Below are 25,212 nucleotides of genomic sequence, written 5' to 3'. Positions count from 1 at the left end.
TCGTCTTCCCTTCTATGTGTTGCCAGTTGCCGGGGTGGCAATGTCAGCCTTTGATTCGGTTTTTGCATCGAGCGCTTTTATCGCAAGTTTCGCTAGCGAAATGCCAATCAAAATTCCGCCAATGGCATAAAAAGGTTCAGCCCGGCCAAGTCCAAGAGCTGGCACAAGGCCGCCGGGGCAAAAACCGCTGATCCCCCAACCGATTCCGAAAATGGCAGACCCGCCAATCAGTCTGGCGTCCAGGTCTGACTTGGTTGGAAGTGAAAAGTTGGAGTCCAGCAGCGGAGCAGAGCGGCGAAGAACCAGCCGATAGCCCACGAACGTGACAATCAGCGCACCGCCCATGACGAAGGCAAGGCTCGGATCCCATGTGCCGAAGAGGTCAAAGAAGTTCAAGACTTTGGCTGGATTAGCCATGCCTGACACAAGAATGCCAACACCGAAGACCAGGCCAATGGAGAAAGAAGAAATCAGTTTCAACATGGGTCAGCCTCCAATCACGTGACGGACCAAGAAGACGGTGAGGAGGCCCGTCACCATGAATGTCATGGTTGCTGCGATGGATCGGGCAGAAAAGCGGGAGATACCGCAAACACCATGGCCGCTCGTGCACCCGGACCCAAAGGTGACCCCAATCCCGACCAGAACGCCACCGCCAATCAGCATGGCAGTTGTTGGTGGGACGCTGATGCTTGGCATGGAGCCAGTGGCGATGAGCAAAACGACGGGGCTTGCAATCATGCCTGCCAGAAAAGCTGCACGCCATCCCCAGTCAGCAGATGTGGGGGATTGCAGCAAGCCTCCAACCATTCCAGAAATTCCTGCAATCCGGCCATGAACTGCCATCAGCGCAACGGCAGCAAGGCCGATCAGTGCGCCTCCGAGCAGAGAGTAGACAGGTGTGAATTCGGTCATCAGTCAAACCCAAAAGTTTCAATTTATTGAAAGTATAAGGATACGCAGGCCGGATATCAAGTCCAATGTAGCTTGAACGTGAAATTGGCCTGCACCTTTTGCCGAATACTCAATTTCTCGCTCGTTATCGTGACTGGGTTGTGTTTACTTATGGTAGCAATCAAACGAACTTGCGCGTTAATAGGGTGGGGAAGGACGCAGCCAATGTTACGGATTTTGGGACTTTCTCTTGTTTTGTCTGCGGTCTTCGCAGGAATTGCAAGGCAAGATGCCCTCGCATCAGATAATGAGCATGAAATCGCCCTGAAACTGTTTGGAACAAATGATCTGCAAGGAGGTTTACCTGAATGCAGGTTGTCCTTCTGGCAGCACAACAAAGACCCGGAAACGGACCGATATGCGTTTTTGCTACATGCAGCCAAACCGGGGGACGGTCGTGTGGAGCCCGCACGGCTCAAAATCGGGGGGGATTTCTATTCTTTACAGCAGTTGGTGCACGGCGGAGAAGGGGGATTTGGCCAGCATTATGTGTTTGCCACCAGCGACCGGAAGGTGAAGGTTCAGATCGAGGTGATCGACTATACTTTCCAAGATCAATTTGTTCAGTTTGATAAAGTGAAATTGACGGTCATTCAGAAGGGAAAAATTCCGTTCACGGCCAATGCCAAGGGGCTAAGCGGATGTGTTCCTCAAAAAACAAAAGTATCTCCACCCTCTGCCAGTCTTCCAGCCGGGGTGCCAATTGGTCCGGAGCGGTTGCTCGCCGATGTGGCTGAGGTTCCGCGGGTCTTGCGCACCTTGATGCGCGATTTTGCAGCAGAAGATTGCGACATTGGCGGTGCGTTTGCCTGGGGCGGGGCGCGTTATGAAATCAGTGATGGTTACTTGTTGTGGCAAATCCCCTGCACGATGGGCGCCTATCAGGGGGCCGGGGTGTTTGGTCTAACCCAAAACCCGGCCGGGGCGTAAGGGGAACTTCTAACCTTGCCCAATCCACCTTGGCTGGAAGGATACCAGAACTATGCCGCTATGAGCGCTGAGGTTGATGGAAGGCTCGGCCACATCGTCACAACGGACTTCAAGCGGGGATCGGGCGATTGTGGTGTTCGCCAAACCTTCCGTCTGATCGATGGCCCCGGGGAGGTGCTTGAGCTCGAACTGCTTGAATACCGGGAAAAATTCGATTGTGACGGAAACGCTACTGATCCGGGGCGCTGGCCGGTGGAGTTTCGTCCGAACTAGTGGCCGAATGGGCTGTCGGCAGGATGGCAAGGACCACCTGCGAGCCATTTGCGCGGGTGCGTAGGACAGACCCGGGAATAAGGAGAGCCGGGTTTCCTTCCGCGCTTGGGAAATCTCGGTCAGTCCGTGGTCCTGAGAACTCGCCCATCGGGCGCATGATGTCTTCGTGAACAACGCTGCCAAGATAAAGCGTTTCAAGCGCACTGCCATTGAGAATGCGGTATTCGCTTGGCCATAGGCGCATGACCCATCTTCCGGCTTTGACATCATCCGGGTCTTTCTGGATCAACACCAAATCGGGCTGCCTGCCATTTTGGCTTCGCGGCAAAATGGGTAGTGAGTCCGGTGGTGTTTGCCCTTCAACAAAACCGCTTGCGCTGCTCAGCGACCATTGCGGCGGTCGTTGCCATCCTTGGGCGCTGGTGATTTCGGCAAACTTTTCCAGGGAACCTGCGAACTGGATCACCAGTGGCTCTTCATCGTCTCCATTGAGCTCAATTCGACGCTCAGGCATGGTTTGCCAAGTGTTTTCCATCCAATCTGCTGCAGCCAAGATCTCGGTATTGACCCTTGGGGCATAAGCCTCCAGGGCAGTGTCATGAGATTTGACGGCATGCCAGGTGCCGACCACAGACAAGGTTCCAATCACCAGAGCAGCCAGAGTGACCCGGCCGACTTTTTCATTTCGGATTGGGCCAAACACGAAGCCGAAGGCCGAAACCATTGCGATACCGAACAACAGACCGCCAAGGACATCTGACATCCAGTGGGCTCCCAGATAAATCCGGGAAAAGCCCATTGTGATCACATAGATGGCAGTCACGGTGAAAACGCCGGCCTTGGTCCAACGGCTGCGGTCATGGGCAATCAGGACCGCGCAAATGCCGAACAAAACCGCGTTGAGCGTGGCGTGTCCGCTGGGAAAACTGAACGCGTCGGCACCGGAATAGAGCTCTATGGGTCGCGAGCGGTGCAGCATCAGTTTGATTACCGGTACAAAAACCGCCGTTGCCGCCATGGCAACCAGAAAGCCGGTTGCCCTGCGCCAAGCTTTGCGGGACAAAAGATAAAGCGCAACCACAAGGGTGATGGCGGTCACGACAACCCCGTCACCCAAGGTGGTGACGGCGATCATGAACGTATCACCCGCCGGTGTTCTCAGCCTTCAACAGGTTGAGGATCGCAACATCCGCACGAACCATCGGTTCGCCGGGTGAGATTTCGCCAATGAACCAGAAGAAGGTGGGCAAGCTGATCAAGAGGACGATCGCAGACGCGATCATGCCCGCAGAGCGGGGGTGCGCCGGGTCAAAGGTCTCCGCAATCCACTGGCTGATACGATTGTTTCGACGGGCAAACCAACCGTGAAGAGCGGAGTGAGCTCCGGGGAACAGCGGTATGATAATCAGGATCAGCCAGCGTCCCAGCATGACGGCAAGGAAGACGATCACGCACAGTGCGCCAACAACCAGCGCAAGGCGGGCGCTGATTTGGCCGAGAGCATCAAGTGCAGTGCCTGCGATAATGCCCGGTCCAATGTGAGCGGCGGTCCAGGCAACCGCCGAAGTGAAGTTGACGACCGTAAAGCGCCAGGCGTCCATTCCGACCATGCCGGCGATACCCGGAACAACGGATTTCACACCAGGGACAAATCGGCCGATGAAAACGCTCTTGCCGCCGTGTTTCTTGAAATATTCCTCTCCCCGAACGACCAGATCAGCATATCGGGACAGCGGCCAAACGCTCTTGATCTTGTCCTTGTAGAAATAGCCGAACCAATAGGAGAGCGCATCGCCAGCCGTGGCTCCCAGTGTGGTCCAGATGAAAATCGATACTGGATCAAGTTTGCCAAGGCCGATCAATGTGCCCGCACCGACAAGAACAACCGTGCTTGGGACCACCAGCCCGATAATGAACAAAGCCTCTCCCATAGCCGCGGCAAAGCAGACCATGCCCGCAATCGACGGGTTTTCGGCAATGAAATTGAGGATCTGATTTAGAAAATCTGGCACGTGTTCGCGAAGTCAGGATTGCAGGGTGCGACGAATATAAAATGCGGATCAGGTTTCATATAGGCTCACATCGCTCCAACCAATAGAGTTCACACCCAATTCTATATGATTTTGTTCCGGTTCGAACGGATAATGAGACTGTGTGCTGGTAACCTGTTGATTTTACGTAATGTGAAGAGTTGAATTGAAGCAGTGCAGGGTCTGTGCCCGCATTGGCTTCGGCAGAGCACGCCAAGAATCAACAAGACTTGCGACGGGTGCCTTACACCTTTTGGAGACACATAATGTTTGAATCTGCGGAACTCCCCCAGAAGATGGACAAGAAAACGTTCAAGAAGCTGGAGCCGGAAATCCGCGAAAACCTGTTATCTGCCCAGCTTGAAATGATTGAGAAGAAGGAATTCTCGACCATCATTGTCGTGGACGGATTGGATGGTGCAGGCAAGGGCGAATCTGTTGCGCGGCTTTATGAGTGGATGGATGCGCGCCATCTTGTTTGCAACGCTTATTCAGACCCACTGGAAGCAGCCCGCCTGCGCCCCCGCCTTTGGAGATATTGGCGGGATCTTTCGGCGAAGGGCGAAACAGCCATCGTATTCGGAAGCTGGTATCAGCGTATTTTGAGAGATCGTGTTTTTGGTAAAATAGATGATCAGGACGTCGAACACGAGCTTGACCGCATCCGCCGGTTTGAGGAGATGTTGGCGCTTGAAGGCGTCCTCTTATTTAAGTTCTGGTATGTCTTGCCAAAAAAGAAGCAGGAAAAGCGGCTTCAGAAAATTGGCAAAAAGAAAAACAAGGCGCGGCATGTATTGGCCGATTGGGCTGCGCTCAAGAACTACGATAAGGCCACGACTCTCGGTGAAAAGATCATTCTCGAAACCAGCAGGGGTCATGCTCCGCGGTTTGTTATCCCCTCGCAAGATCCGGAGTACCGGGATGCTGCTGTTGGCCAGACAGTTGCTCGGTCCATGCGGCTGAAACTGGATGAAGGGGCATCGGCCGCCGTTTCTGCCCCGCCTGTTGTGATTGGGCTCAGCAGGCAGTCCGCTGTGGATGCGATTGATCTGACCGCCAAACTGGACAAGGACGACTATGAAAAGCAGCGCGACAAACTGCAGGCGCGCCTGTCCGACCTGACCGACCACAAGGGGTTTTCAAAAACCGGCATGGTGCTGGTATTTCAGGGCAACGATGCAGCTGGAAAGGGTGGGGCCATTCGGCGGGTGATCAGGCCTATGGATCCACGCATTTACAAGGTTTACCCGATCTCGGCCCCAACGGATGAGGAAAAAGCCCGCCCTTATCTCTGGCGTTTCTGGCGCCGGCTTCCCCGTCAGGGGCAGGTCGCGATCTTTGATCGCTCGTGGTACGAGCGCGTGCTGGTGGAGCGTGTAGAGGGCTTTGCCAGTCATGAGGACTGGCTCAGGGCTTATAATGAAATCAACGAATTTGAGCGTGAATTGACCGGGTTCGGGTTCATGGTCTGCAAATTCTGGCTGGCGATCAGCGCTGAGGAACAGCTTCGGCGCTTCAAGGCGCGCGAAGAAACGGCCTACAAGCAGCACAAGATCACCGACGAGGATTGGCGCAATCGCCTGAAATGGGATCAATATGCGATTGCAGCAGGCGATATGGTCGACAGAACTTCGACCCCTTATGCCCCTTGGACCTTGATCTCGTCCGAAAACAAACGCTACGCGCGCATTGAGGTTCTGAAAACCATCTGCGACCAGCTTGAAAAGCGCCTTTGAGCAGGAATTGAATAGGCCGTCAGACTGCTTTGGCGAGAGTGGCCATCGCAGCGGTCACGCCGCCTTTCTCATGGGGGATGCCAAGTTTTTCAAAACCGGTTTCAACGCTGGCGAGGGTGCCCAGCAACATGGCGGCGCTGACATGGCCCATATGTCCAATCCGAAAGCCTTCGCCCACACCATCACCGATTGTCCCACCAATCGTGACGCCGCAGATATTTTGAGTAAACTCGCGAAGTGGGGCCGCTTCCCAATCAGTAGCCTTGACCACTGTGACACTGTTGCAGCGGGCAGCGGGGTCCTCGACCATGATGTGCATGGCTCCCGCCCTGCCCCAGACATCGATGGCTTGGCGGGTGGCTTTGGCAAGTAGCGCATGGCGGTGCCATACCTGCTCAAGCCCTTCATCAAATATCAGTTCCAATGCAGCCTTGAAGGCAAAAAGCAGGTGTTCCGGCGGTGTGCCGCAATATTTGTGGTAATGCACCGGCCCGTCGCGGAAGGTCCAGTCCATATAGTTGGAGCGCAATCCGGCAGAAACATGCGCTTCTCGCGCCCTCGGGCCAGCTGCAACGAATGAAAGCCCTGGCGGACACATCAAACCCTTTTGCGAGCCGGTGAGCGCCACATCAACACCCCACTCATCCATCTTGAATGGCATGCAGCCGAGTGAGGCAATTGTGTCGACCATGAAAAGGGCAGGGTGGCCAGCTGCATCTATTGCCCGGCGCAAGCGCTCAATGTCGTTCCAGACACCAGAGGCAGTATCAACTTGCACAACCAGCACGGCCTTGATCGAATGGGAACTGTCTTTTTGCAGGGCCTCTTCCAAGGCGTCTGGGTCGACGGGTTTGCTCCAGTCGCCAGTGAGCGTTTCAACATGAAGCCCCATGGTCTTTGCCGCTTCGCCCCATGCCGTCCCGAACAGTCCGGATTCGAGCACAAGAACCCGGTCGCCGACCGAAAGGGTGTTCGACAAGGCTGCGTCCCAGGCTCCATGACCATTCGCAGCATAAATGTAGGGCTGGTGGGAGGTTCGAAAGAGCTTTTTCAATCCGGCCAGACAGGTTTCAGTGGTTTGGACCAAAGGGCCGTCATAGATATCCATCGCCGGCGGTGCATGGCACGCAGAACTTCATCCGGGATGTTGGTTGGTCCCGGTATCATCAGAAATTCTTTTCCGCGCTGAAGTGTCATGAAAGGCTCCGAAAAATGGGTAGCTCATAAATAATGAGGCGAGAATTTTTCTTTTAAACCGGGTATTGGCGGGCTGCACAAAATTCTGCAGCAGTGAACAGGAAATGTGATCAACTCAATTTAGCTGCTGCAAAAATTTACCGTGTTATGTACCCTAACGTTAGAACTTTGGAAAAATTGTTGAGTTTCAGTGCCCTGATAGGTTAATCCCCGCTGTTCTGGGCGGAGCCGGATTTCCTGTCCATTTCACAGTTGTCGCGCGAAAAGACCGTCTATCATGGCGTGTCAGGTGTTCCGAGGCTAAAGAATGATTCGTGTCAAAAAAGGCAATGGCCCGCTTCTTATCTGTCTGCCGCACACTGGGGCAGCGATCCCCCCTGCGGTAGAGAGCCGAATGAGCGCCACCGGACGTCTGAAGACGGATATGTCCTGGCATCTGGATCAGGTATTTGATCTTTCCGAAGATTTGGACGCTACCGTCATCTATTCCACGATTTCCAAGCTGGTCGCCGATGTGGACCGGGCTCCCACGGATTTTGAGGTTGGAGAAGACAGTTCAACCTCTTGTTGCCCGACCCTGACGTTGGATGGCAAAAAGATCTACAAATATGAGGAAGAGCCGGGCGCAGCCGAGCACGAGCAGCGCCTTTTGCTGTTTCATGACCCGTTTCATAAGGCCATTGACGCAGAAATTGCCCGTTTGAAACAGCAGCATAGCGAAATCGCAGTGTTCGATTGTCAGTCCATGCGGTCGCGTATTAAGGGATTTTGCGATCGCGGGCTGCCGATGGTGAGTTTGGGAACGGCAGAAGGAAAGTCTTGCGATGCAGGCCTGAAGGATGTCATTGCGGGCTGCTTTAAGGGCGTGACAGGCTTCTCCATCGGAATTGATGACCTGTTTACCGGCGGCCACATTACAAGAACCTATGGGGACCCCAGAAAAGGCGTGCATGCGATGACCATCGTTGTGGCACAGCGCGCCTATCTGCGCCACGAAACGCCGCCCTTTGAACCGGATAGGGTTCGGGTTAAGCGCCTAAAGGGCACAATGGAAGAAGCCTTGTCGAAAGTCGTGAACTGGACGCAAAACAAAAAGGGTTCAGCCCCTACTTCACCAGCGCCTTTAAAGCCCGGAAATGGTTCTGAAAGTGAGCTGGTTGTGTCCGAGGCGGGTTGAAGAGCGGACTGCGTGCGTTAAACCACGTTGCGCTCAACAAGGGGCGTCGTCGACCAAAGCCTCTCGATAGAAAGTGGGCTCAGGTCCAGCGTCTCATAACCACCTGAAATGATGATCTCTGAGAGGCCTCGCCCGACAGCAGGTGCTTGTTGTAACCCGTGCCCGGAAAACCCGAGCGCCAGATAAAAGCCGTCTATTCCAGGAACGGGGCCCACAAACGCGTTGTGGTCAAATAGGTTCATGTCGTAATGGCCAGCCCAGGCCGCACCCGGTTTGATGGCCTCAAAGGCGGAAACACGATGGGCTAGCGTCGGCCAGATATGCTCCTCAAACAGGTTGTAATCTACGTCAAAATCAGAACTGTCTGTGTCGTCATCCTCAGCAGGTGCACTTCCGCAAATAAAGCCAGCGCCTTCCGGGCGAACATAGGTGCCGGTCGGGTCAATCAGCAGCGGAAAATCGGGCAGTGTTTCGCGGCATTCAAACGTAAAGACGCAGCGCTTGCGACTATGAATTGGAACAGAAAGACCAACCTGTTTGCAAATCTCCGCGCCGCCGGAAGCTCCCGCCGTATTGACCAAAATCGGTGCGCTCAAGCGGTCCCCACTGGAAAGATGAATACACCAGTCTGCGCCAGTGCGCTCAATCTTCTCCGCCCGTTCACCAACATAGTCGACACCAAGTGAGCGCGCCTTTTTGCGGAAGGCCTGAAGCAGCGCATACCCGTCAAACCAGCCTTCCCCGGAGAGACCATGGCATCCACCGGAGAGATCATCGACTGTAAGCCAGGGATAGCGGTTGGATAATCCGCCTTGGTCGAACAGCCCGATATCAGCTCCAAGTTTGGTTTGGAGAGCGTGGTTCTCTTCCAAAATGGCTAGTTTGTCGGGTGTAGCGAGAAACAGATAGCCGCCTTCTTTCAGGTCGATAACTGGCTGTTCTCCTGAAACTGCCAAGTTAGTCCCGATATCACGCAGAAAGCTGATACCATACAGTGAAATCTCGATATTGATCTCAGATGAAAACTGCTGCCGAATAGACGCTGCGGACCGCGCCGAGGCGCAAGTCTGGTACGACGGGTCAGCCTCCAGAACAACAACCTGCCCGGAAAAATTCGTGCGCTGCGCGAGATGGCAGGCGGCCGATGATCCCATCACCGCGCCGCCCACGATCACAACATCTGCAGTCCGATCCGTCATCCGCTCCTCCCAAAGCGTCAGAAGTCAGTCAGACAGGACGATCAGAAAAACGCCTGCAAGCCGGTCTGCGCGCGGCCCAGTATCAGCGCATGAACGTCATGTGTTCCTTCATAGGTATTCACGGTTTCAAAGTTCTGCGCGTGACGCATCACATGATATTCTTCCTGAATGCCATTGCCGCCGTGCATGTCACGGGCCTGACGGGCAATATCGAGGGCTTTGCCGCAATTGTTCCGCTTGATGAGCGAAATCATTTCCGGGGCAACCTGACCGGCATCAAACAACTGCCCAACGCGTAAAGCCGCTTGAAGGCCAAGTGCGATTTCGGTTTGCATGTCTGCCAGTTTTTTCTGGAACAGCTGGGTTTGGGCAAGCGGGCGCCCAAATTGCTCACGTTCCAGTCCGTATTGACGCGCGCGGGTCCAGCAGTCTTCAGCTGCTCCCATGACACCCCACGAAATGCCATACCGGGCACGGTTCAAGCAGCCAAACGGACCCTTGAGACCGGACACATTCGGTAGTAGCGCATCTTCACCGACTTCAACATTGTCCATGACGATTTCGCCGGTGATGGACGCCCGTAAGGAAAGTTTGCCGCCTACTTTTGGGGCGGAGAGGCCCTTCATGCCCTTTTCCAGAACGAAGCCGCGGATCGCACCATCGTGGGCTTCCGATTTCGCCCAAACAACAAAGACATCCGCAATCGGTGAGTTTGAAATCCACATTTTGGAGCCGGTCAGTCGGTAACCGCTGTCCGTTTTGATGGCACGCGTCCGCATCCCTGCCGGATCGGACCCGGCATCCGGCTCTGTCAGGCCAAAACACCCGACATATTCTCCCGAGGCGAGTTTTGGCAGGTACTTCTGGCGCTGCTCTTCCGATCCGTAGGCGTAGATCGGATACATGACCAGCGAAGACTGAACGCTCATCATGGACCGGTAGCCGGAGTCCACACGTTCTACTTCACGGGCAACGAGGCCATAGGACACATAAGACGCTCCCGCGCAGCCATAGTCCGCTGGCAGGGTTATGCCGAGAAGGCCCAGTTCGCCCATCTCATTAAAGATCTCCCGGTCCGTCTTTTCTTCCCGGTAGGCCTCAATCACACGCGGCTGCAGCTTCGATTGCGCATAGGACTGTGCGCTTTCCATGATCAGGGTTTCATCTTCACCCAGCTGTGCTTTCAAGAAAAACGGGTCTTGCCAGTCGAATACGCCGCCACCGGCTGGGGAGGATTTGATCTGTGCTGGTGCATTCATGGTGGTGGCCCTTCATTTGGGTTCAGGCGATCTCACAATAGCTGCCCAAACATTCCGGTTTTGGCGAGTATGGGATGTTCCGGTCTTGCAATAAAGGGAAAGCTTCGACAAAGTTTATGCCAATTTGGAATAATTAGGTCCTTGAAGGAAATCTCATGAGGCGCGCCTTCATTCCGCCGGCAGACACGCTGATTGCCTTCGAGTGCGCGGCGCGCCACGGCAGTTTCACGCGTGCGGCAAAGGAACTCCACCTTACTCAGGGGGCCATATCCAAACAGGTTCGTCAGTTGGAGGACCGGCTTGGTGTTGAGCTGTTTCGGCGGGTCCGGCAAAGGATTGTTCTGACGGATGCCGGACGGATTTACCTGCATGATATCCGCGGCGCGATGGAATCCCTAACCAGTGCCACCCGGCAAGTCATGTCTTATGCCGGCAGTGAAGACGTCCTCAACTTGGCTGTCTTGCCGACTTTTGGAACGCGGTGGCTGGCCCCGCGCCTGTCCGGATTTCTAAAAGTCTATCCAAAAGCCGGACTGAACCTGAGTGTGCGTCTTCAACCCTTCGATTTCGCCAATGAATCCTTCGATGGTGCGATCCACCACGGGGACCCTGTTTGGGCTGGGGCCATTGCCGAGCCCCTGTTTCCAGAGGATGTGATTCCAGTTGCGTCACCGGTGTTCCGGGACCGGCATAATATTTCAGAGCCCACTGACTTGACCCGCGTGCCACGGCTTCAACTGGCAACACGGCCTCTGGCGTGGCGACAATGGTTTGATGTTGCTGGAGTTCAAACGGACGTGGCTTTCCAAGGCGCTCGGTTCGAACAGTTTGTCATGATCTCGGAAGCTGCAATTCACCACCTGGGCGCGGCCTTGATGCCAAGCTTTTTCATTCGCGACGAGTTAGCAGCAGGACGGCTGGTTCAATTGTTCGATGTGTCCCTGTCCCAGGCTACAGCCTATCATTTTGTCTATCCAGAAAACCGAACCTTGCGCCCGGTCGTCAAAGCCTTCAGGACGTGGCTTCTCGACGAAGCCCACCGCGCATTTGCAAGCGAAGATGAAGTCCTGCCGGGTTAGATTGGTGAGCAATCACCCATTCAAATCCAGCGGCGGACTTGAGATTTGTAGGTTTGATAGTCTTTGCCGAACATGGTTTCCAGTGTTTCTTCTTCCGGCTTGATTTGAAAGATAGTGACGTACCACATGGCAAGTGCAATGGCGCAGGGGCCGAGTATGAGGGCACCGAGATGAACAGACCAAGCCAATAACAGCAGCATCATGCCGACATACATCGGGTTGCGGCTAAAGCGATAAAAGCCGTCGGTTATCAGGTGCGAGCTTGTGTTCGGCTTGAGAGGGTTCACGGTCGTCTTTCTGCTGAAAAACTGAATCACGCCCGTCAGCTCAATAAACAATCCAACTGAGGCAACCAGAATGGCAACGCCCAACTGGGCTGGAAAGTGGATGAGAAGCTGAGGCGCGGCTTTGCTGGTCTGCCAAATCAGGAAGCTCGCGGCCAAGGCAACAAGGGGTGGGGGGATCAGCAGTTTCAAGTTGCTATACATCCAGTTTGTCGTTCGGGAGACGCCCTCAAAGACAGATCAAAAGCCTTAGGCAAACGCTTTTCAAGTTTTCGATCCACAGTATAGTGAAAAGGCTCAGCACGCGGAGATCAAACAAAATCGCCTGTTGGCCTAGGCTGTACGGACGAATTGGAGATGCATTTCGTCCGCACAGCCTGAATCACCATCCAGAGTGGGAGGAGCTCAATGGAAGGGTTGATGATGATGCGTCCGCTGAAAATCGCGGATTTGCTGGAATTTGCTGCATCGAATTTCCTCAATGGCGAGATTGTTTCCGTGCGGACGGAGGGAGACATTCACCGCACCACCTATCGAGAAACCGCTAAGAGAACCGCGCAACTTGCTCATGGTCTTCTGAGGTTGGGGATAAATGTGGGCGATCGGATCGCGACTCTGGCATGGAACGGCTACCGACATTTGGAGCTGTATTACGCGATCTCGGGCATTGGCGCAGTTTGCCACACCATCAATCCGCGCTTGTCGGCAGAGCAGATGCTCTACATCATTCATCACGCCAAGGACCGGTTGCTGTTCACCGACATCACATTCGTGCCGATGCTGGAAAAGCTCTCACCGCAATTGCCGCCGGATTTGCGCATTGTTGTCATGACCGACAGAGCGCATATGCCGGAAGGCAGCCTGTCTGGTCTTTTGTGTTACGAAGAATTGCTTGAGGGCCAGCCAGATCAGATAGACTGGCCAGACTTTCCCGAAGAGACAGCCGCAGGGCTTTGCTATACGTCCGGAACAACGGGAAATCCAAAGGGCACACTTTACACCCATCGTTCTACTGCGCTGCACGCGATGATGGTGGGCATCTCGCTGCTAAATGTTCTGCAGGCTGGGCGGCGCATCCTGCCGGTGGTGCCCCTGTTTCATGTCAACGCTTGGGGGCTTCCTTATGCCGCACCACTCACCGGTGCATCCCTGATTTTCCCAGGTCCGAAACTGGACGGCAAGAGCCTGTTCGATTTGATGGACCGAAAAAAGGTTTATTCGGCTTGGGGCGTTCCAACGGTCTGGCTGGGCCTGCAAGCGCAAATTAAGGCGGAAGGGCGCAATCCGGAAGGCTTTGCGGATGTGGTGGTCGGCGGGTCAGCGGCTCCCCGCTCCATGATCGAAGCATTTGAGAAATCGGGCATCAATGTCTGCCATGCCTGGGGAATGACAGAGATGAGCCCGATTGGAACACAAGGCAATCTGCCGATTGAAGCGCATTCCCTATCGCTGGAAGAACGCGTCGAAGCCAAATGTTCTCAAGGGCGACGGGTCTTTGGGGTAGATCTCAAAATCACTGACGATGACGGCAATCGCTTGCCTCACGACGGCAAGTCTCCCGGCAATCTTTATGTGCGTGGCAACACAATTACCAGCGGCTATTTCAATGATGAGGAGGCCAACCGCGAAGCCTTTGACGCAGAAGGCTGGTTCAAGACTGGTGATGTTGCCACAATAGATGAAAATGGCTTCCTGATGATTACAGATCGAGCAAAGGACCTGATCAAATCCGGCGGCGAATGGATCAGCTCACTTGATCTGGAAAACGTTGTGATGTCTCACCCCAAGGTGGTCAGTTGTGCAGTCATTGCCGTTCCGCATGAAAAATGGACCGAACGCCCGTTGCTTATTGTCCAGTCGGGCGAGGATGGGGACGCACCGCAAGAAGAATTGCTGGAAATGCTGAGCGCTCATTTCGCCAAATGGCAATTGCCGGACGATGTGGTCTATGTCGAAAACCTGCCTTTGACCGCCACAGGCAAGGTTTCCAAGCTGACTTTGCGCAAGCAGTTCGCCGGTCACACGCTGTCGGACCCTGCCTGATGAGGAGGCGACAAGACGTATGACCGCGACTTCACCTCCCAGCGGAATTTCGCTTGCCGACATGAAGGCTCTTGTTGGAACGGAAGTCGGTGTCTCTCGCTGGTTCTCGGTTAGCCAAGATCGAATTGATGCCTTTGCAGATGTCACTGAAGATCACCAATTCATCCATGTGGACCCGATAAGGGCGCGCGATGAGGCGGGAATGGACAGCACCATTGCGCATGGCTTTCTGACGCTCTCCCTGTTGTCCGCCATGGCACTGGACGCGACACCTGCGATTGAAGGCACCCGGATGGGGATCAACTACGGGTTTGACAAGATCCGGTTCCTCTCACCCGTCAAGGTTGGCGCTAAGGTGCGCGGTCGTTTTACTCTTGCCTCTGTGAGTGAAAAAAAGCCTGGAGAAGTGGACGTAGTCTGGCAAGTCTCTGTCGACATCGAAGGTGGGAAGCGCCCGGCGCTGACTGCCGAATGGATCAACCGAATGTATCTGGCGGCTGAAGAAACGGTGCCGGAAGAAAAGGGCTCTTGATGCGTCAATCCAACAATCTGCCGCCGGTTTTGCAAAACCTGCGTATTCCCGCAGTTGCAGCGCCACTATTTATTGTTTCGTCTCCAGAGCTTGTTATTGCCCAATGTAAAGCCGGGATCATCGGTAGCTTTCCGGCCCTGAACGTTCGCGAAGCTGAGGGCGATCCGATCATGTTGGAAAAATGGCTGCAGCAGATTACCGAGGAGCTTGATCGGTACAATCAGGAAAATCCGGACAGACCCGCCGCGCCTTTTGCGGTTAATCAGATCGTCCATCGCTCCAATGAGCGGCTCGAGCGGGATCTGGAGATATGCGCGCGCTGGAAAGTACCTATCTGGATTACATCTTTGGGTGCTCGTCCTGAAGTGAATGAAGCGGCCCATTCCTGCGGTGGTATCGCTCTGCATGACATCATCAACAACACCTTCGCACACAAGGCGATCCAGAAAGGTGCTGACGGACTGATTGCTGTTGCGGCGGGTGCGGGGGGGCATGCGGGACCACAATCGCCCTTTGCCTTGGTCCGCGAAATTCGGGAATGGTTCGATGGGCCGTTGCTTCTCTCTGGCTCCATTGCGACCGGAGAAGCTCTGCTGGCGGCGCAGGTTCTCGGCGCAGACCTTGGCTATATCGGTTCCGCCTTTGTAGCGACCAGGGAAGCAAACGCACTTCCGGAATACAAGCAGATGCTGGTGGATAGTGGGGCGGAAGACATCATGACTTCGACGCTCTTTACCGGCATATCCGGCAACTATCTCAAACCCTCTATTGCCCGCGCCGGGCTCGATCCTGACAAACTTCCCGAGGCCGATCCGTCCTCCATGACCTTCAAGGACGGCAGCAAAAAGCCGAAAGCCTGGCGAGATGTTTGGGGATCCGGACAGGGGATTGGCGCTATCAAGTCCGTCGTGGGTGCCGGCGAGGTGGTTGAGCGGATTGAAGATGAGTATCGACAGGCCTTGCAGTTCGCCGCTCAGTTGGCAGGGCGGTGATGACCTCGAAGGAAATGCCGGTCGATCTGGATATTGGGCGATTGTCAAAATGGTTGGCTGCGAATTTGCCGCATTTGAGGGGTCCCTTTGAGCTGGCCCAAATTTCCGGAGGGCAGTCCAACCCGACGTACCGGCTCAAAACGAAAGATCGTGCCCTAATTCTCCGGCGCAAACCTTTCGGTGCGTTGCTGAAATCAGCCCATGCGATTGATCGTGAGTTTAGGGTTCAACGCGCGTTATCAGGATCATCTGTTCCCGTTCCGAAAATCTTGGCCTTGTGCGAAGACGATGGCGTTATCGGGTCGATGTTCTACCTGATGGAAGAAGTCGACGGGCGCGCTTTTGATGATCCGCGTGTGCCGGGTGAGACGGTGAGCAACCGGACCGAGATCTACAGCGAAATGGCTCGGGTTCTATCGGCCATTCATTCGGTTGACCTTGATGCCGTCGGACTCACGGACTATGGACCGGATGGAAATTACTATGCCCGTCAAATCAGCCGTTGGAGCCGCCAATACAAGGCCTCGGAAACAGAACCCATCCCGGCGATGAATGAGCTGATCGTCTGGCTTGAGGCCAATCAGCCGGAAGATGACGGACGGCGTACTCTGGTCCATGGCGATTTTCGCATCGACAATCTGCTTTTTGCGCCAGATGAGGAAACATGCGTTGCTGTTCTGGATTGGGAATTGTCCACTCTCGGGCACCCCTTCGCTGATCTTGCTGCTCTTGTCATGCAATGGGGGCGTCCCACCGGGCCTGATAGTCGCGGATTAAGAGGGGTGGACCGCAAAGCGCTGGGCATCCCTTTAGATGCAGAGTTCATCGCAGATTATTGCGCTCAAATGGGGATCGATAAGATTCCGAATTTTGGGTTTTATGTTGCATTTTGCGCATTTCGCATGGCTGCAATTCTGCAAGGTGTAAAGAAACGTGCGCTGGATGGAAATGGTGCGGACCCTGAACGGGGCTTGCAATTGGGGCGCCATGTTCCCGGTTTTGCTGAAGATGGGCTTCGGGCGGCAAGTGAGGTGTTTCCCAAATGAGTCCGCACCGGTTTGACCAGACGGTGGTGCAAATCACGGGTGCTGCCAGAGGTTTTGGGCGGCTTGCCGCACAGCGCTTTTCTGCGGAAGGGGCGTTGCTCGCCCTTTCGGATGTTGACGGCGAAAAACTGAAGGATGTCGCGGTCGGCCTGCGCGCCAAAGGGTGCCGGGTTTTGGCTGAACAGCTTGATGTAACAGTCGAAGCTGGTGTTGCCGCTCATTTTGAAGCGGTGAAAGAAGAGTTCGGGCTGCTTGATGTTGCGATCAACAATGCTGGGCGCGCGCATCCTCTGACATCTTTGCCATCAATGGACCTTGAAACCTTTGAAAAGGTCATGACGGTCAACACCCGCGGCGTCTTTTTGGGTCTCAAGTATCAGATCCCGCAGATGCTGAAGCAGGGCGAAGGAACTATATTGAACATGGCGTCGGTGGCAGGGCTGGTGGGAGCTGGGTATCTCGCGGCCTATGCGGCCTCTAAGCATGCCATTGTTGGACTCACCCGCTCTGCTGCGGATGAAGTTGCCGGAAAGGGTATTCGCATCAATGCACTTGGCCCGGCCTTTGCCCATACACCGATGCTTGATCAGATGACAGATCAGCTGGCTATCCGCCACGGATTGACGGAAGACGAGGCGGCACGACGCCTTACCAAACGCATCCCGATGAAGCGAACGATCCAGCCGGAAGAAGTCATCGATGCAATGCTCTGGATGTGTTCGCCGGGCAATTCCGCCATGACAGGACAGGCCATTGCTGTCGATGGCGGTCTCACCGCCATCTGACCTTCGTCTGGCAGAAAGTGACGGATCAGCCGTTCAATTCTGCGAACTTGCCACCGCGCTGTGCGGTTTCCGCCAGCAGGTTCGGAACCCTCCAGAAGAAGGCATCTTCCTGAACGTAGGTTTCAATTCTCTTCACCAGTTCTGCAGCGCCGATGGCATCGGCGGTGTGCATTGGACCACCCCGGAAGCGCGGGAAGCCATATCCAAAGAGATAAACCGCATCGATATCAATTGGACGCAATGCAATGCCGTCCTCAAGAATGCTGATCGCCTCTTTGATGATGGCCGTCATGATCCGGGCTGTAATCTCGTCTTCAGAGAAGTTTCGGGGTGTTATGCCGGCTTTGGCACGTTCATCTTCAATGATGGCAACGGCCTCCGGGTTGAGCGTTGGAGAACCCTCGCCGTAGACGTAATAGCCTTTGCCTGTCTTGCGTCCGAACATTTCCTGTTCGCACAGCCGGTCAGGGATCGCGACATAGCGCTCTTGCTGAGCGCGCATGGGTGCTTGCCGTTTGCGGGCCGCCCAACCGATATCCTGACCGGATAAGTCCCCAACCGTAAACGGCCCCATGGCAAACCCGTAATTGACCATGGCTCGATCCACCTCTTCCGGGCTTGCTCCATCCATCATCAGGTAGTCGGCGGCTTTTTTGTAGGTGTTGAGTATTCGGTTGCCGATGAAGCCATCGCACACGCCGGCACGAACTGCGATTTTGCGAAGGCGTTTGCCAAGCGCAAACCCGGTCGCCACCACATCTGGCGCCGTTTTGTCTGCAACCACCACTTCCAGCAATTTCATGACATGTGCGGGCGAGAAAAAGTGCAAGCCAATCACGTCTTCTGGTCGGCTGGTGCTCGCCGCGATTTCATTCACATCCAGATAGGAAGTGTTGGTGGCCAGCACCGCGCCATCCTTGCAGATGGCATCCAATTGTTTGAAGACGGACTTCTTGACGTCCATATCTTCAAAAACAGCCTCAATGACGAGGTCGGCATCAGAAAAGGCAGCATAATCGGTGGTGGTGGACAGAGCGTTGGAGAGGATTGTGTCGCGCTGATCCGCAGTAACCTTTCCACGCTTGACGGCACCATCCAGATTGCCGGAGATGATCGATACGCCACGCTCCACACCGGCCTCGTCCCGCTCGGCGAGGATCACCTGGAAACCGGCCAAAAGGCAGGCCGTTGCAATGCCGGAGCCCATGGTTCCCCCGCCGATCACGCCTATGTTTTCAATGGTTCGTGGGGTTTCTTTCGCTTCCGGGATTTTTGATACAGCGCGTTCAGCGAAAAACGCATGGATCAAACCGGCACGTTGCGGGCTTTCCATACATTCAAAAAAGAGGCTGCGTTCCTTTTGAAGGCCCTCGCTCAGGGGCAGGATGCTGGCAGCAACAGCTTCAACGCATTTGTGCGGTGAGAAAAGATTTGGCTGTTTGCGTTTCAAAGTCTCCGCGACCGTTGCAATCGCGTCCGGGTCCTCGGTAACAGTCAACTCTCCGGTTCGCCGGGTTTCCAATTCTCCGCTCAGAACCTGTTCGGCAAATTTTATCGCAAGGTCTCTGGGGTCACCGTCAGCGATGACATCAATTAGACCGATTTCATGCGAGGCCTCTGCCTCAATGCGGTTGCCGGTGGTAATCAGATCAAGGGAGGCTGCAATTCCGGCAAGGCGCGGAGCGCGCTGTGTGCCCCCAGCTCCGGGTAGGATGCCAAGGGTCACTTCCGGAAAGCCAATGGTCAGCCCAGGCAAGGCGATCCGCGCATGAGTGGCGAGGGCAACTTCAAGTCCGCCGCCAAGAGCGTTGCCGTGCAAAACGGAAATGACCGGTTTCTCCATGGCTTCAATGCGGTTGCAAACATCAGGGAGCCAAGGCTCCTGTGGTGGTTTTCCAAACTCGCGAATATCCGCACCAGCGATAAACGTGCGGCCAACCCCATACATTGCGATGACCTTGACTGACGTATCTACTGACAGCTGATCCATCGCAGCAACCAGACCCGCGCGAACAGCCTGAGAAGCGGCGTTTACCGGTGGATTGTTAATCGCAACAAGGCCAATGGCATTGGAAGTTTCAACTGTAACTATAGGGGCGCGTGTGTCGGTCATGAGAACTTCTTGATCGGCATATGGGAAAAGCGGAAACCCGGACAATTGTGGCCCGGATGAGTTGCCGGGAGTTTTCGCAAGCGGTCCGGAGAAGTCAAGGGAGGAGGTGGATTTCGGCGAAAGAGTTTGAATTTGCTTCTCGCAATTGCAAATCATTCTCAACTGGTTGACTTTTTGCGAATGGGTCGCAATAACAAACAGGAGAATGAATAATCCTTGCGGAGACACAATGCGCACTCTTCTGAAACTAACAACTGCAGTTGCCGTTCTGGTGTCGCTTTCTTCTGCTGTTGTTGCTGAAGAAAAACTGAAGGTCGTGACGACGTTCACGGTGCTTGCGGATATGGCACAAAACGTGGCTGGTGACGCTGCCGAGGTGGTGTCAGTGACCAAGCCAGGTGCGGAAATCCATGGCTATCAGCCGACACCACGAGACATTGTCCGCGCCAGCGATGCAGATCTGATCCTTTGGAACGGGCTCAATCTTGAGCTTTGGTTTGAGCAATTCCTGCGCAATCTTGGAGATGTTCCATCGGCGACTTTGTCTGATGGCATTGAACCGATTTCCATTGGCTCCGGGTCTTATGAAGGCAAGGCAAACCCGCACGCCTGGATGGGGCTGGACAACGCGCATGTCTATATCGACAACATCGCCAAGGCTTTGAGCGAACATGATCCGCAAAACAAAGATACGTTCAAACAGAACGCGGAAGCCTATAAACAAAAGCTGACCGACACCATCCAGCCGCTTCGGGAGCAAATTGCACAAATTCCGGAAGACCAGCGGTGGCTGGTCACCTGTGAAGGGGCGTTCAGTTATCTGGCGCGCGATTTCGACATGAAAGAACTCTACCTCTGGCCGATGAATACTGATCAGGTCGGAACTCCCCAACAGGTGCGCAAGGTGATTGACGGGGTCCGCGAGAATGAGATCCCTGTGGTCTTTTGTGAAAGCACGGTCAACACCTCTCCGGCAAAACAGGTCGCGCGTGAAACCGGTGTAGCCTATGGCGGGGAATTATACGTCGATTCCCTCAGTGAGGCCGGTGGTCCGGTGCCAACTTATCTCGATCTTCTACGGGTCACCTCGGAAACTGTTGCAAAAGGGCTGACAGGCGCCAATAAGTAAGACGCAGCGGAACTAAAGCGGTGCGGGACCGCTGGCTGGAACAGGAGCTTCATGACACACGCCGAAATGACTGCAAGCGCCGGGATTTGCGTGACTGATGTCACGGTAACCTATCGCAACGGTCACACAGCCTTGCGCAATGCCAGCTTTGAAGTGCCCCGCGGAACGGTCACCGCACTGGTGGGTGTAAACGGGGCGGGCAAGTCGACCTTGTTCAAGGCGATCATGGGGTTCGTTCCAACTTCCCAAGGGCAAATCTCCTTGCTTGGAAAGAGCGTGCCCGCCGCCCTGAAAAGCAATCTCGTCTCTTATGTGCCTCAAGCAGAAGAGGTCGATTGGACCTTTCCTGTCCTTGTTGAAGACGTTGTGATGATGGGGCGCTATGGCCACATGGGGTTCTTGCGTCGCCCGTCTGCCAAGGATCGGGTGGCGGTGGACGAGGCGCTGAGCCGCGTGAATATGCAGGACTTTCGCAAGCGCCAGATTGGAGAGCTGTCAGGTGGCCAGCGCAAACGGGTGTTTCTGGCGCGGGCTCTTGCGCAGGACGGTCAAGTGATCTTGCTGGACGAGCCTTTTACCGGCGTTGATGTGAAAACCGAAGACCAGATCATCGCACTCATGCGAGAGCTTCGCGAAGAAGGCCGCGTTATGTTGGTCTCCACCCATAATCTGGGATCGGTGCCGGAGTTCTGTGATCGCACGGTATTGGTCAAAGGCACTGTTCTGGCCTTTGGGCGGACGGAAACGGTTTTCACCCCGGAAAATCTCGAAATCGCCTTTGGCGGCGTCCTGCGTCATTTCACTCTTGGTGGCAATCAGCTGCATGATGACGAAGACAGCCGTAAAATCACCATTTTGACAGATGATGAGCGGCCTCTGGTCCGGTATGGCGAGAAGACGGTTCGTGCAGAAGCGCGTGCTGAAACTGATAACCGCTCCCCTGCAGGGCAAGACACATGACAGCTATCTTGCTGGAGCCCTTCTCCTATTCCTATATGATCAATGCCATGTGGGTGTCTGCGCTTGTGGGCGGTGTTTGTGCTTTTCTATCCGCTTACCTGATGCTGAAGGGCTGGTCTCTGATTGGAGATGCACTTTCCCATTCTGTGGTGCCGGGTGTTGCCGGGGCCTATATGCTCGGTTTGCCGTTTTCGGTTGGGGCATTTCTGGCAGGCGGACTTGCAGCGGCTGCGATGCTGTTTTTGTCTGAGCGCTCCGGCCTGAAAGTGGATGTGATCATCGGATTGATCTTCACATCTTTTTTTGGTCTTGGGCTTTTCATGGTATCGCTCAGTCCAACCTCCATCAGCGTTCAAACCATAACAATGGGCAACATTCTGGCAATCACACCGGAAGACACGCTGCAGCTTGCCGTCATTGGCTTCGTGTCCCTGACGGTTCTTTTGCTGAAGTGGAAAGACCTCATGGTGACGTTTTTCGATGAAAGCCACGCCCAGTCCATTGGCCTGAACACGGCGCTCTTGAAAGCCGTCTTCTTTGTGCTTTTGTCGGCCAGTGTCGTTGCCGCGATGCAGACGGTCGGCGCTTTTCTGGTCATTGCCATGGTCGTCACGCCCGGTGCAACGGCTTACCTACTATGTGACCGGTTCTCACGGCTGTTGATTGTCTCGGTTTTCATCGGAGCCTCGAGCAGCTTTGTTGGCGCCTATGTGAGTTATTTCCTCGATGGTGCGACCGGCGGCATTATTGTGACCTTGCAAACACTGGTGTTCCTTGTCGCTTTTGTCTTTGCGCCGAAACACGGGCTTCTGGCCGCGCGCCGGAAAGCTGCCAAGGCTCTGGCTGATACATCTGATTTCGAAGCGGCTTCGATCCGGGAGGGGCGTTAGATGGATCTGGAGACGGTCCTATTGCCCTTCCGGTTCCCGTTCATGCAGAACGCGTTCCTGATCTGTCTGATCGTTGCAATCCCAACCGCGCTTTTGTCCTGCTATCTGGTGCTTAAAGGCTGGGCCCTGATGGGGGACGCCATCAGCCATGCTGTCCTGCCGGGGATCGTCCTGGCTTATATTGTGGGGTTGCCGCTGCTAATCGGTGCCTTTGCAGCGGGTATGATCAGCGCGTTGGCCACCGGGTATCTTGCTGATAACAGCCGTGTGAAACAGGACACGGTGATGGGGGTCGTGTTCTCCGGTATGTTCGGGCTGGGGATCGTGCTCTATGTAGCGGTGGAGTCGAACGCCCATCTGGACCACATCCTGTTTGGGAATATTCTGGGCATTGGCCTTGAGGATCTTTGGACAGCAGGCCTTATTTCTGCGGTGGTTGCAGGGTTGATCCTGCTGAAGTGGAAAGACCTCCTGCTTCACAGCTTTGACCCGGCTCAGGCACGAGCCGCCGGATTGTCGGTCAATCTCTTGCACTATGGTTTGCTGGCTGCACTGTCCTTGACCATCGTTGCAACGCTCTCGGCTGTTGGGTTGATATTGGCAATAGGATTGTTGGTCGCGCCCGGGGCAATTGCATTTTTGCTGGTTCGCAGTTTTGGCAAAATGCTCGTTTTGGCCACCATTGTTTGCATCGGCTCGATGCTGACGGGCACATATCTGAGCTTTTATATCGACAGTGCCCCGGCTCCGACGATTATTCTCGTTCTGACCGCTGTTTTCCTTGCGGCGTTTTGCCGTCGGCTGTTTCAAGTCCGCAAACAGGCGTCCCCTGTCGAAGTGTAGGGTCCTGACCTGAGGGGCCTCTTTGACTACGGGCGGCTAGATAGAGCAGCTCAATGAGTGACGATACATAACTCTCCACAGGCTAAGCGATGGCGCCGCTAATAAAGCGTGATCGGCAATCGCGTTACCGATGAAAAGCAGCGCGGTTGCGGCAGCAATTGGTACATAGGAAAAATAGGCAAAAAATGGTATACCAAACACCAAATACCTGATACATAACCTGTGGCGCATAAATTTTTGCCTCAAAAACACGCGCATTTTCGATGAGGAGGAACTGATGAAAAAGCTTCTAGCCAGTGTTGCCCTTGCAGCGATCGCCCTGACCGGCGCATCCGCGCAGGCAGAGGACTATCCGAGCAGAACCATTGAAGTGATCACCCATGCAGGGAACGGCGGCGGAACTGATGTCACTGCCCGCATGATGATGCTTCGCGCTCGTCGTGAGCTGGGTGAGGACATGGTTGTTCTCAACAAAAAGGGCGGCGGCGGCGCCGTTGCCATGGATCATTATCTTGATGTCCCAGCAGATGGCCACGCGATCCTCGTGTTCACCATTGGTCACGCTGCAACCGTTGCGAAAGGCAAGACCAAGCTCACCCTCGATGATATTCGCCCGATCGCCCGTGGTACCGACGATCCGCAAATCCTGATGGTTCGCTGCGGCGAATATGACAATGCAGAAGCCTTTGTTGCGGTACAGAAGGACAATGCTTTGTCCTACGGCACAACACACCTCGGTAATATCAATGATGTGTCTGCCTTCATGTTCACCACGAAAGGCGGCCTTCAGACCCCTAAAATCGTCCCGTTTGATGGCGGTGGCGAGTTGGCAACACAGTTGCTTGCAGGCGCAGTTGATGTCGCAGTCCTGAACCTTGCAGAAGCTGGATCTCAAATCGATGCTGGTGAAGTCTGCCCGATTGTTGTGTTGGCCGATAATCGGATGAACGGTCTGCCGGATGTTTCGACTGCAAAAGAGCTCGGCATTGACGTCAGCTTCTCCACCGTCCGCGGTTTTGTGGTCCACAAGAACACACCAGATGAAGTTGCCGAGAAGATCGAGGCCTCCTTGTTTAAGGCGATGAACCACGGCGTCTACCAGGGTTTCCTGGAGTCCGTGGGTCTCGACAGCACATCGGTTGCTGGTTCTGACGTCTGGGGTGCGCAGATCAACGCCATGACCAATGATATGAACGCGGCTCTGAAAGAGCTTGGTTTCATCGAATAACGCATCACGGCTCAGCAGGCCCTCTGCTGCGCCGGTTTTCTCAAGTGTGTGCGGTCCCTTATGGAACTTCAAAAACAATCAAATTCGCTGTCCAGATACCTGATCCCAATCGGCATCATCGGGTTCTGTTCCTGGGCCTTCTGGCTGAGCACCCAGTTTGATCGGGTTCCTCCGATCCTGAAGCGGGGAATGCAGCCATCTGACTTTCCTCAGCTTGTGCTGGGCTTGATCATCTGTCTTACAATCCTGCTGTTTTTCACGGACAAAAGCCGACCACCCGCAGCGCTATCCCGCGTGGTTCAATCCACCATGGCCTTGCTAATTGGTTTCGTGCTGATTGCGGAAATCGATCTCTTCCTCGGCCTTGGACTGTTTGCCGCCGCATTGTCGGCCATTTGGGGAGAGCGCCGCATAGGGGCCTTGCTGCTTGTTGGCATTGCAGCTCCCGTGTTGGTCTTCTTCTTGTTCGACGGCATTTTCGAAGTCCGCTTCCCACGCGGCGTCCTGACCACCCTTTGGTATGGCTAACTGAT

At 54.7% G+C, this 25,212-nt stretch carries 24 protein-coding genes and 1 pseudogene; 16 read left to right on the top strand and 9 right to left on the bottom strand.

What is annotated here, in order from left to right:
* Positions 1–12: 12 nt before the first annotated feature.
* Together TRICHSKD4_RS15315 and TRICHSKD4_RS15310 are read right to left on the bottom strand one after the other, a co-directional pair.
* The gene (locus TRICHSKD4_RS15315) at positions 13–483 is read right to left on the bottom strand and encodes a DUF6691 family protein (RefSeq protein WP_009467786.1); all 471 of its coding nucleotides are present in this window, start codon (positions 481–483) and stop codon (positions 13–15) included.
* Positions 484–486: 3 nt separating this feature from the next.
* Positions 487–915 carry a YeeE/YedE family protein gene (locus TRICHSKD4_RS15310; protein WP_009467785.1) on the bottom strand — a complete coding sequence of 143 codons (429 nt, stop codon included), beginning with the start codon at positions 913–915 and terminating at the stop codon, positions 487–489.
* A 204-nt stretch (positions 916–1,119) separates the two neighbouring features.
* On the opposite strand from TRICHSKD4_RS15310, the gene TRICHSKD4_RS15305 reads away from it, so the two are divergent.
* Together TRICHSKD4_RS15305 and TRICHSKD4_RS30305 are read left to right on the top strand one after the other, a co-directional pair.
* Entirely contained in the window at positions 1,120–1,884 is a 765-nt protein-coding gene (locus TRICHSKD4_RS15305) for a hypothetical protein (RefSeq protein WP_009467784.1), read from the top strand.
* A 15-nt stretch (positions 1,885–1,899) separates the two neighbouring features.
* On the top strand, positions 1,900–2,157 hold the full coding sequence (locus tag TRICHSKD4_RS30305) for a hypothetical protein (RefSeq protein WP_009467783.1): 258 nt from the start codon (positions 1,900–1,902) through the stop codon (positions 2,155–2,157).
* Here TRICHSKD4_RS30305 and TRICHSKD4_RS31250 read toward each other — a convergent pair.
* A complete protein-coding gene (locus TRICHSKD4_RS31250) occupies positions 2,114–3,292 on the bottom strand; it encodes a phosphatase PAP2 family protein (RefSeq protein WP_009467782.1) in 1,179 nt (392 codons plus the stop codon). The two genes, TRICHSKD4_RS30305 and TRICHSKD4_RS31250, sit on opposite strands and share 44 nt — an antisense overlap.
* 7 nt (positions 3,293–3,299) lie before the next feature.
* Positions 3,300–4,169 (bottom strand): DedA family protein, encoded by an 870-nt coding sequence (locus tag TRICHSKD4_RS31245; RefSeq protein ID WP_009467781.1) that lies wholly within the window; start codon positions 4,167–4,169, stop codon positions 3,300–3,302.
* Positions 4,170–4,453: 284 nt separating this feature from the next.
* Between TRICHSKD4_RS31245 and pap the strand changes: the two genes are divergently transcribed.
* A complete protein-coding gene (gene pap / locus TRICHSKD4_RS15295) occupies positions 4,454–5,923 on the top strand; it encodes a polyphosphate:AMP phosphotransferase (RefSeq protein WP_040616983.1) in 1,470 nt (489 codons plus the stop codon).
* 19 nt (positions 5,924–5,942) lie between these two features.
* On the opposite strand, the pseudogene TRICHSKD4_RS15290 reads toward pap, so the two are convergent.
* A pseudogene (locus tag TRICHSKD4_RS15290) lies at positions 5,943–7,120 on the bottom strand (alanine--glyoxylate aminotransferase family protein).
* 307 nt (positions 7,121–7,427) lie between these two features.
* On the opposite strand from TRICHSKD4_RS15290, the gene TRICHSKD4_RS15285 reads away from it, so the two are divergent.
* On the top strand, positions 7,428–8,297 hold the full coding sequence (locus TRICHSKD4_RS15285) for an N-formylglutamate amidohydrolase (RefSeq protein WP_009467778.1): 870 nt from the start codon (positions 7,428–7,430) through the stop codon (positions 8,295–8,297).
* Positions 8,298–8,314: 17 nt separating this feature from the next.
* Here the strand turns inward: TRICHSKD4_RS15285 and TRICHSKD4_RS15280 are convergent, their stop codons facing one another.
* Entirely contained in the window at positions 8,315–9,496 is a 1,182-nt protein-coding gene (locus TRICHSKD4_RS15280; RefSeq protein ID WP_009467777.1) for an FAD-binding oxidoreductase, read from the bottom strand.
* A gap of 41 nt (positions 9,497–9,537) precedes the next feature.
* Complete coding sequence (locus TRICHSKD4_RS15275) at positions 9,538–10,755, bottom strand: acyl-CoA dehydrogenase (RefSeq protein WP_009467776.1); 1,218 nt, start codon at positions 10,753–10,755, stop codon at positions 9,538–9,540.
* Between the two features lie 155 nt (positions 10,756–10,910).
* On the opposite strand from TRICHSKD4_RS15275, the gene TRICHSKD4_RS15270 reads away from it, so the two are divergent.
* Positions 10,911–11,834, top strand: a complete 924-nt coding sequence (locus TRICHSKD4_RS15270) for a LysR substrate-binding domain-containing protein (protein ID WP_009467775.1) — start codon at positions 10,911–10,913, stop codon at positions 11,832–11,834.
* A gap of 20 nt (positions 11,835–11,854) precedes the next feature.
* On the opposite strand, the gene TRICHSKD4_RS15265 is transcribed toward TRICHSKD4_RS15270, so the two are convergent.
* Positions 11,855–12,310, bottom strand: coding sequence for an isoprenylcysteine carboxylmethyltransferase family protein (locus tag TRICHSKD4_RS15265; protein ID WP_009467774.1), 456 nt, complete (start codon positions 12,308–12,310; stop codon positions 11,855–11,857).
* A gap of 216 nt (positions 12,311–12,526) precedes the next feature.
* Between TRICHSKD4_RS15265 and TRICHSKD4_RS15260 the strand changes: the two genes are divergently transcribed.
* The 5 genes from TRICHSKD4_RS15260 to TRICHSKD4_RS15240 are packed head-to-tail and all read left to right on the top strand — an operon-like array spanning position 12,527 to position 17,516.
* Positions 12,527–14,161, top strand: a complete 1,635-nt coding sequence (locus TRICHSKD4_RS15260; protein WP_009467773.1) for a long-chain fatty acid--CoA ligase — start codon at positions 12,527–12,529, stop codon at positions 14,159–14,161.
* 19 nt (positions 14,162–14,180) lie between these two features.
* Positions 14,181–14,693: a MaoC family dehydratase gene (locus TRICHSKD4_RS15255; RefSeq protein WP_009467772.1), complete on the top strand. Its 513-nt coding sequence runs from the start codon at positions 14,181–14,183 to the stop codon at positions 14,691–14,693.
* Positions 14,693–15,685, top strand: a complete 993-nt coding sequence (locus TRICHSKD4_RS15250) for a nitronate monooxygenase family protein (protein WP_009467771.1) — start codon at positions 14,693–14,695, stop codon at positions 15,683–15,685. Before TRICHSKD4_RS15255 ends, TRICHSKD4_RS15250 begins: the two co-directional genes overlap by 1 nt.
* On the top strand, positions 15,685–16,731 hold the full coding sequence (locus TRICHSKD4_RS15245; RefSeq protein ID WP_009467770.1) for a phosphotransferase family protein: 1,047 nt from the start codon (positions 15,685–15,687) through the stop codon (positions 16,729–16,731). The genes TRICHSKD4_RS15250 and TRICHSKD4_RS15245 overlap by 1 nt, the downstream gene beginning before the upstream one ends.
* Positions 16,728–17,516, top strand: coding sequence for an SDR family NAD(P)-dependent oxidoreductase (locus TRICHSKD4_RS15240; protein WP_009467769.1), 789 nt, complete (start codon positions 16,728–16,730; stop codon positions 17,514–17,516). Before TRICHSKD4_RS15245 ends, TRICHSKD4_RS15240 begins: the two co-directional genes overlap by 4 nt.
* A gap of 25 nt (positions 17,517–17,541) precedes the next feature.
* Here TRICHSKD4_RS15240 and TRICHSKD4_RS15235 read toward each other — a convergent pair whose 3' ends face one another.
* The gene (locus tag TRICHSKD4_RS15235) at positions 17,542–19,629 is read right to left on the bottom strand and encodes a 3-hydroxyacyl-CoA dehydrogenase NAD-binding domain-containing protein (protein WP_040616999.1); all 2,088 of its coding nucleotides are present in this window, start codon (positions 19,627–19,629) and stop codon (positions 17,542–17,544) included.
* Between the two features lie 229 nt (positions 19,630–19,858).
* Between TRICHSKD4_RS15235 and TRICHSKD4_RS15230 the strand changes: the two genes are divergently transcribed.
* The 6 genes from TRICHSKD4_RS15230 (at position 19,859) to TRICHSKD4_RS15205 (ending at position 25,207) form a co-directional block, all read left to right on the top strand.
* A complete protein-coding gene (locus tag TRICHSKD4_RS15230) occupies positions 19,859–20,758 on the top strand; it encodes a metal ABC transporter substrate-binding protein (RefSeq protein WP_009467767.1) in 900 nt (299 codons plus the stop codon).
* A 51-nt stretch (positions 20,759–20,809) separates the two neighbouring features.
* Complete coding sequence (locus tag TRICHSKD4_RS15225) at positions 20,810–21,718, top strand: manganese/iron ABC transporter ATP-binding protein (RefSeq protein WP_009467766.1); 909 nt, start codon at positions 20,810–20,812, stop codon at positions 21,716–21,718.
* Entirely contained in the window at positions 21,715–22,608 is an 894-nt protein-coding gene (locus TRICHSKD4_RS15220) for a metal ABC transporter permease (protein ID WP_009467765.1), read from the top strand. The genes TRICHSKD4_RS15225 and TRICHSKD4_RS15220 overlap by 4 nt, the downstream gene beginning before the upstream one ends.
* Positions 22,609–23,451: a metal ABC transporter permease gene (locus tag TRICHSKD4_RS15215; protein ID WP_009467764.1), complete on the top strand. Its 843-nt coding sequence runs from the start codon at positions 22,609–22,611 to the stop codon at positions 23,449–23,451. It abuts the gene before it with no gap.
* A gap of 277 nt (positions 23,452–23,728) precedes the next feature.
* Positions 23,729–24,679 carry a tripartite tricarboxylate transporter substrate binding protein gene (locus TRICHSKD4_RS15210; RefSeq protein WP_009467763.1) on the top strand — a complete coding sequence of 317 codons (951 nt, stop codon included), beginning with the start codon at positions 23,729–23,731 and terminating at the stop codon, positions 24,677–24,679.
* Positions 24,680–24,739: 60 nt separating this feature from the next.
* A complete protein-coding gene (locus tag TRICHSKD4_RS15205) occupies positions 24,740–25,207 on the top strand; it encodes a tripartite tricarboxylate transporter TctB family protein (protein WP_009467762.1) in 468 nt (155 codons plus the stop codon).
* Positions 25,208–25,212: the final 5 nt, after the last annotated feature.

The sequence above is a fragment of the Roseibium sp. TrichSKD4 genome (assembly GCF_000148725.1).
Taxonomy (GTDB): domain Bacteria; phylum Pseudomonadota; class Alphaproteobacteria; order Rhizobiales; family Stappiaceae; genus Roseibium.
This window is presented reverse-complemented; position numbering and strand designations above follow the sequence as displayed.

Bases quoted from the DNA above. Each gene is read 5' to 3' on its own strand.
- TRICHSKD4_RS31250 (WP_009467782.1), bottom strand. From the start codon at position 3,292: ATGATCGCCGTCACCACCTTGGGTGACGGGGTTGTCGTGACCGCCATC.
- pap (WP_040616983.1), top strand. From the start codon at position 4,454: ATGTTTGAATCTGCGGAACTCCCCCAGAAGATGGACAAGAAAACGTTC.
- TRICHSKD4_RS15250 (WP_009467771.1), top strand. From the start codon at position 14,693: ATGCGTCAATCCAACAATCTGCCGCCGGTTTTGCAAAACCTGCGTATT.
- TRICHSKD4_RS15310 (WP_009467785.1), bottom strand. From the start codon at position 915: ATGACCGAATTCACACCTGTCTACTCTCTGCTCGGAGGCGCACTGATC.
- TRICHSKD4_RS15255 (WP_009467772.1), top strand. From the start codon at position 14,181: ATGACCGCGACTTCACCTCCCAGCGGAATTTCGCTTGCCGACATGAAG.
- TRICHSKD4_RS15305 (WP_009467784.1), top strand. From the start codon at position 1,120: ATGTTACGGATTTTGGGACTTTCTCTTGTTTTGTCTGCGGTCTTCGCA.
- TRICHSKD4_RS15215 (WP_009467764.1), top strand. From the start codon at position 22,609: ATGGATCTGGAGACGGTCCTATTGCCCTTCCGGTTCCCGTTCATGCAG.
- TRICHSKD4_RS15205 (WP_009467762.1), top strand. From the start codon at position 24,740: ATGGAACTTCAAAAACAATCAAATTCGCTGTCCAGATACCTGATCCCA.
- TRICHSKD4_RS15315 (WP_009467786.1), bottom strand. From the start codon at position 483: ATGTTGAAACTGATTTCTTCTTTCTCCATTGGCCTGGTCTTCGGTGTT.
- TRICHSKD4_RS15230 (WP_009467767.1), top strand. From the start codon at position 19,859: ATGCGCACTCTTCTGAAACTAACAACTGCAGTTGCCGTTCTGGTGTCG.
- TRICHSKD4_RS15260 (WP_009467773.1), top strand. From the start codon at position 12,527: ATGGAAGGGTTGATGATGATGCGTCCGCTGAAAATCGCGGATTTGCTG.
- TRICHSKD4_RS15220 (WP_009467765.1), top strand. From the start codon at position 21,715: ATGACAGCTATCTTGCTGGAGCCCTTCTCCTATTCCTATATGATCAAT.
- TRICHSKD4_RS15275 (WP_009467776.1), bottom strand. From the start codon at position 10,755: ATGAATGCACCAGCACAGATCAAATCCTCCCCAGCCGGTGGCGGCGTA.
- TRICHSKD4_RS15245 (WP_009467770.1), top strand. From the start codon at position 15,685: ATGACCTCGAAGGAAATGCCGGTCGATCTGGATATTGGGCGATTGTCA.
- TRICHSKD4_RS15225 (WP_009467766.1), top strand. From the start codon at position 20,810: ATGACACACGCCGAAATGACTGCAAGCGCCGGGATTTGCGTGACTGAT.
- TRICHSKD4_RS15270 (WP_009467775.1), top strand. From the start codon at position 10,911: ATGAGGCGCGCCTTCATTCCGCCGGCAGACACGCTGATTGCCTTCGAG.
- TRICHSKD4_RS15285 (WP_009467778.1), top strand. From the start codon at position 7,428: ATGATTCGTGTCAAAAAAGGCAATGGCCCGCTTCTTATCTGTCTGCCG.
- TRICHSKD4_RS15240 (WP_009467769.1), top strand. From the start codon at position 16,728: ATGAGTCCGCACCGGTTTGACCAGACGGTGGTGCAAATCACGGGTGCT.
- TRICHSKD4_RS15280 (WP_009467777.1), bottom strand. From the start codon at position 9,496: ATGACGGATCGGACTGCAGATGTTGTGATCGTGGGCGGCGCGGTGATG.
- TRICHSKD4_RS15210 (WP_009467763.1), top strand. From the start codon at position 23,729: ATGAAAAAGCTTCTAGCCAGTGTTGCCCTTGCAGCGATCGCCCTGACC.
- TRICHSKD4_RS15235 (WP_040616999.1), bottom strand. From the start codon at position 19,629: ATGACCGACACACGCGCCCCTATAGTTACAGTTGAAACTTCCAATGCC.